Origin of the sequence: Brevundimonas vesicularis (assembly GCF_900445985.1) — a bacterium.
Lineage (GTDB): Bacteria > Pseudomonadota > Alphaproteobacteria > Caulobacterales > Caulobacteraceae > Brevundimonas > Brevundimonas vesicularis_D.
The window spans coordinates 1-4,930 of sequence record NZ_UAQP01000006.1 but is presented as its reverse complement, the minus strand read 5'-3'; the positions used below and the strand labels follow the sequence as shown (position 1 = coordinate 4,930).

The window sequence follows — 4,930 nt, the reverse complement described above, 5'->3', positions numbered from 1 at the left end:
ACTGCCGATTGTGCGTGAGGTTTACCCGAAATTCGAAATGAATGTGGTGGAAAAAACCAGCGAGCATTTGGTCAATATGGTGCAAACCGGGCGTTTAGATGCGGCGGTCATCGCGCTGCCTTATGATACCTCGAGCTTGGAAGTCAGTACGATTGGCGATGAGAATTTCTTCATTTTAGTACATGAAGATAACTCTTTGAGCAAAGAGAAAAAAATCAGCCCTGCCAAATTGAAAAAAGCAACCGTTGATGCTTTTGGGCGACGGACATTGTCTGCGCGATCACATTATGGAAGTCTGCAAATTCCAGCGCAATACGGGGCAGGATATGTTCCGCGATGCCAGTTTAAATACATTGGTGCAATTGACGCTGAATAATATGGGGCTGACATTGGTGCCTGAAATGGCATTGTCTCAAATGAGCGCTTATCCGAATTTAAAAGAAATTCCTTTAGATGCGCCTACGCCGCACCGCACTTTGGCGATTATTACGCGTCCGAATTATCCGCGCGCGGCAGATATGAATCTGCTTTTGGATTTATTCAAGCAGGCGCTTATCGACAGCAAAATGAAATGAAAGGACTAGATTGCCTACGCCAAGCTTTTGCTTGGCTTAAGCATAAAGATCTGCGCCAATATATTTGGCTGCCTCTGCTGATTAATGTATTGCTCTACAGCATCGGCATGTGGGCATTGATTCGGTATTTCTCCGCCTTGATGAATCATTTTCTGCCCACGGATTCATGGTTGGCTTTCTTGCATTGGCTGCTATGGCCTGTCATCGCCGTGATGATTGTCGTGTTGGTTTTATACACGTTTTCCTTGCTTGCAAATTTGATTGCCGCGCCGTTTAACGGTTTTTTGGCGGCAAAAGTCGAGGCTTTGGAAACAGGGCAGGCGCCGGATTCCGGCATGAGTTTAGCGGCGGAAATCTGGCAAAGTATTGCACAGGAAATTCGCAAAACCTGCTTTTTTTTGCTTTGGGCAATTCCTATTTTGCTGACGGGTTTTGTGCCGCTCTTAAATCTTCTGACCCCGTTTTTATGGTTTGCGTATTCTGCTTATTCCGCTTATTTGCAATATATGGATTATCCTATGGCAAATAATGGTATCTTTTTTTACGCAGCAGCGTCCTATTTTGCGGCGGCGTTTAAGCGATATTATAGGATTTGGCGGTATTGCTTCCTTTTTGCTGATGATTCCGCTGATTAATCTGGTAGCAATGCCGGTAAGCGTGATTGCCGCAACCCTGCATTGGGTCCGTCATGTGCGACCCAATCTTCCTCAAACCGCATAAGGATAGAATATGCAACGTATTTTTTGGCGACACGCCCAAGCCGCTTGGGCAGCAAATGATTTAGAACGCCCGCTGACGGAAGTAGGGCGACTGCAGGCGCAAGCCGCCGCCGATTGGCTGAAAGACCAAGGCATCGACTTTCCGCTATATACCTCCGAAGCCCGCCGCGCTCAAGAAACAGGCAGATATTATGCCGAGCCTAAGCAGAAGCTGTCAGGGCTTAATCCCGACGGCAATATTGCAGCGGTTTATACTGCATTGGCGCAAATTCAGGATGAGACGGCGGTGATTGTCGGACATCTGCCTTGGTTGGGTAAAATTGTCGGCGAATTTCTCGAAAAGCCTTCCGGCTATATTGAAGTCAATACTGCTGAAATATTTTGGCTAGAGCAGAAAGATGGTATTTGGCAGCTTAAAGGGCATTTTGCAGGCTAAAGAACGAAACGGCTGTCTTTATGACTGTAGTGTTCTTTATCAATGTTGAAATTGTCAAATATTTTATAGTGATAGCGAAGACAAGTGTCGAATATAAAGTGATATCGGAGCAATCTTATTTCTGAAGATTGCTCCGATTGGTTTTTAGCGGCTTGCGTGCGTGCGTTTGCTTTTTACCGCGCCTAATTTGACGCCCGGTTTGGCATTACGCTTGGGTGCCGAGGATTTATAGTTTTCGCTTTTAGCCGAAGATTTGTTTTTGCTAAAGGGTTTGGCCTGCTTGCCTTTAAAGAATTTACCACGCGCATTTTTGCCCGCCGCTTTCTCTTTTTTGATAGGCGCGACTTTTTTCGGCTCTAATCCTTCCAATACTTCAATGCTTAAATCTCGTTTGAGATAGCGCTGCAATTGCGCCAGTGCGGCGCGATCGCCGAGGCTGACCAATGACATTGCCGTTCCTGTGCGTCCTGCGCGTCCGCTGCGTCCGATGCGGTGCACATAGTCTTCGCTTTGGCGCGGCAAATCATAGTTGATAACGTGGCTGATGGCCGGAATGTCGATACCTCTGGCGGCAACATCGGTTGCTACGAGAATATCGGTTTTGCCTTTACGTAAATCTTCAACGATGCGATTGCGTTTTTGCTGCGGTAAATCGCCGTGTAAGAAACGCGCGCGATGTCCTTGTTCATGCAGCATGGCGGCAATTTCTTCGCTGCTTTTCTTGGTGGCGGCAAAAACAATCGCCTGTTTGATGTTTTCACCGCTTAAAAGACGGTCAAGCAGGGCATTTTTATGCTGCTGGTCGTCGCTGAAATAAATGCTTTCTTCAATGTGCTGATGCTGTGGTGCAATCACGATTTTTTCCGCTTGGTAAGTGAAGCCGGCGGCGATTTTGCCTACCGCACCATCCCATGTGGCGGAGCTCATGATAGTTTGTCTTTCCGGCGGGCAGGCATCGATGATTGCGGCAATATCGTCTGAAAAGCCCATGTCTAACATGCGGTCGGCTTCATCAATGACAAGGTATTGCAATTTGGAGAGATCTAAAGTGCCTTCGCGCAGATGATCAAGCAGGCGTCCGGGGGTGGCGACGACGACGGAAACGCCTTTTTTCAGCGCGCGAATTTGTCCGCCGTAGGGCGCGCCGCCAAGCAGGGGAATGGAAAATAGCCAATCCATGCCGCGGCTGTATTTGCGCAAACTGTCTTGCACTTGCTGGGCAAGTTCGCGGGTCGGCGTGATGATAAGGGCGCGCGGTTTTTTGATTTTAGAAGGCTGCTCGGATAATTTTGCCAATAGCGGCAGCACAAATGCCGCCGTTTTGCCCGAACCGGTTTGCGCGGATAAGAGCAAATCTTTGCCGGCAAGCGCCAAAGGAATCGCTTGCGCTTGGATGGGGTGGGGTGTTCGTAGCCGCTGTGTCTGAGGGTAGCTACGAGGAAATCGGGAAGTCCTAAATCGGAAAAAGTTGTCATTTATATCTCTTTGAAAAAGAGGCAAAGCCATACGCCGCTAAGGGTGAAAAATATTGAAATAACGAGATGGTGTTGCCATAGACTGCAAGGCAGCGAAATCATCGGCAACAATCAGAAGTAAAGCACGTCGCTTTGGGGATCGCGGGCGATGGAAGAGCGGCGCATTATACGCAAGAAAAGGATTAGGTCAAGAAAAAGAATGGATTGAGATTTTTCGAGTATTTTTATCTATATCTGAGGAATCTGAAAAGTTGGGGTGAAAACGGAAGCAGCGGCCAGTACAAAGTGTATGGAACATCGTATTTAGTGTAGGGCAAGGCGAGGCAACACGGTAATATTTTTTCAATTCTTCGACTTTAACAGCTTGGTTTGACAACTCAAGAGTGAGTAAAGTTGTTTGAGGAGATTTGACGCGTTTCACATGAAACTGAGTTTTTATTTCCCTATGTGGAACAAATTTCTTAGATAAAAAGCTGTTCGATTTTATTTGGGGATTGAGTATGAGATTTTCCATAGAGGATAAAGTTTTTCCTGAGATTGCGGTATTATACTGGGCTTTGCGTTCAAGCAAATGTCATTATATTTAGGAAAAGCATGTATAAGATTATTCTTCCTTGTGCAAAGGGGACAGAGCAGGTGTTGCAAGCGGAGGCGGATACGCTGGGTTTGCAAAATAGTAAAATCGGTGTGGCGGTGGTTTCGGGCGAGGGCGATGAGCTAACGGCATATCGTCTGTGTTTGTGGTCAAGAGTGGCAAGCCGCGTGCTGTTGGTCTTGACGGAATATGACATGGCTTCGCCCGAGGATTTATACGCAGGGGCTTATGCAATCGATTGGACGGAACATTTGTCGGCGGATACGCGTTTTGCGATTCGCTTTTCAGGCACGGGGCAGGGCATTCGCAATACGCAATTCGGCGCACTGAAAGTCAAAGATGCGGTGGTGGATAGGTTGCGGGAATACTATAAACGCCGTCCCGATGTCGATACGGACAACCCTGATATTCGCATTGATGCCCATCTGCAACGTGGAAGAGTAACGCTGGCTTTGGATGTTTCCGGCGGCGCATTGCATGAGCGCGGTTATCGTCAATGGCAGGGGAAAGCGCCCATTCGCGAGACTTTAGCGGCGGCGATGCTGTACCGCGGCAAATGGCATGAGCAGGCGCAAGCGAAAAAGACTTTGATTGATCCTATGTGCGGCGCAGGTACTTTGTTGCTGGAAGCCTTGATGATGGCGGCGGATATCGCACCGGGCTTAAAGCGTCAGAAATTCGGATTTGAACAATGGCAGCAGCACCGTCCCAGTCATTGGCGGCAACTGCTCGGCGAAGCGCAGGCGCGGGCGGAAGAAGGGCTGAAACATTTTTCCCATAAATTTTACGGCTTCGATAGCGATGCGCAAGTCTTGGCGGCAGCAAGGAAGAATGCCGAGTCGGCAGGTTTGGCAAAATATATTCATTTTGAAACGCGCGCTGTGGAGCGTTTTCGTTTTGAAAAAGCCTATGGAGAAGCAGGGTTTATCGTTTCCAATCCGCCTTATGGCGAACGTTTGGGTGAGATTACGGATTTGGTACCGCTGTATGCGCATATCGGACAGGCTTTCAAAACCTTTCTCGATGATTGGACAATGACTTTAATCGCTTCTAATGAAGCATTGCTAAAACGATTGAAATTGCGTGCGCAGCGGCAGTATCAAATTTTCAACGGTGCTTTGGAGGGCAAA

The 4,930-nt window shown here is 47.9% G+C and carries 7 protein-coding genes; 5 read left to right on the top strand and 2 right to left on the bottom strand.

Features of this window, described 5'->3' with window-relative positions:
- The 4 genes from DT343_RS18060 to DT343_RS18045 all read left to right on the top strand — a co-directional run.
- Positions 1 to 376 (top strand): LysR substrate-binding domain-containing protein (locus tag DT343_RS18060; protein ID WP_258522548.1); only part of this gene is annotated, 376 nt, incomplete at its 5' end.
- Complete coding sequence (locus DT343_RS18055) at positions 288 to 575, top strand: LysR substrate-binding domain-containing protein (RefSeq protein ID WP_258522547.1); 288 nt, start codon at positions 288 to 290, stop codon at positions 573 to 575. The genes DT343_RS18060 and DT343_RS18055, both read left to right, overlap by 89 nt.
- Positions 572 to 1,210 carry a sulfate transporter CysZ gene (gene cysZ, locus DT343_RS18050; RefSeq protein WP_112862621.1) on the top strand — a complete coding sequence of 213 codons (639 nt, stop codon included), beginning with the start codon at positions 572 to 574 and terminating at the stop codon, positions 1,208 to 1,210. Before DT343_RS18055 ends, cysZ begins: the two co-directional genes overlap by 4 nt.
- A gap of 94 nt (positions 1,211 to 1,304) precedes the next feature.
- Complete coding sequence (locus DT343_RS18045) at positions 1,305 to 1,730, top strand: SixA phosphatase family protein (protein WP_112862620.1); 426 nt, start codon at positions 1,305 to 1,307, stop codon at positions 1,728 to 1,730.
- Between the two features lie 144 nt (positions 1,731 to 1,874).
- On the opposite strand, the gene DT343_RS18040 is transcribed toward DT343_RS18045, so the two are convergent.
- Together DT343_RS18040 and DT343_RS18035 are read right to left on the bottom strand one after the other, a co-directional pair.
- Positions 1,875 to 3,236: a DEAD/DEAH box helicase gene (locus DT343_RS18040; RefSeq protein ID WP_258522546.1), complete on the bottom strand. Its 1,362-nt coding sequence runs from the start codon at positions 3,234 to 3,236 to the stop codon at positions 1,875 to 1,877.
- Positions 3,237 to 3,392: 156 nt separating this feature from the next.
- Positions 3,393 to 3,776: a hypothetical protein gene (locus DT343_RS18035; protein WP_146756721.1), complete on the bottom strand. Its 384-nt coding sequence runs from the start codon at positions 3,774 to 3,776 to the stop codon at positions 3,393 to 3,395.
- A gap of 23 nt (positions 3,777 to 3,799) precedes the next feature.
- Here DT343_RS18035 and rlmKL point away from each other — a divergent pair.
- A partial coding sequence (gene rlmKL, locus DT343_RS18030) for a bifunctional 23S rRNA (guanine(2069)-N(7))-methyltransferase RlmK/23S rRNA (guanine(2445)-N(2))-methyltransferase RlmL (protein WP_112862623.1) occupies positions 3,800 to 4,930 on the top strand: 1,131 nt, incomplete at its 3' end.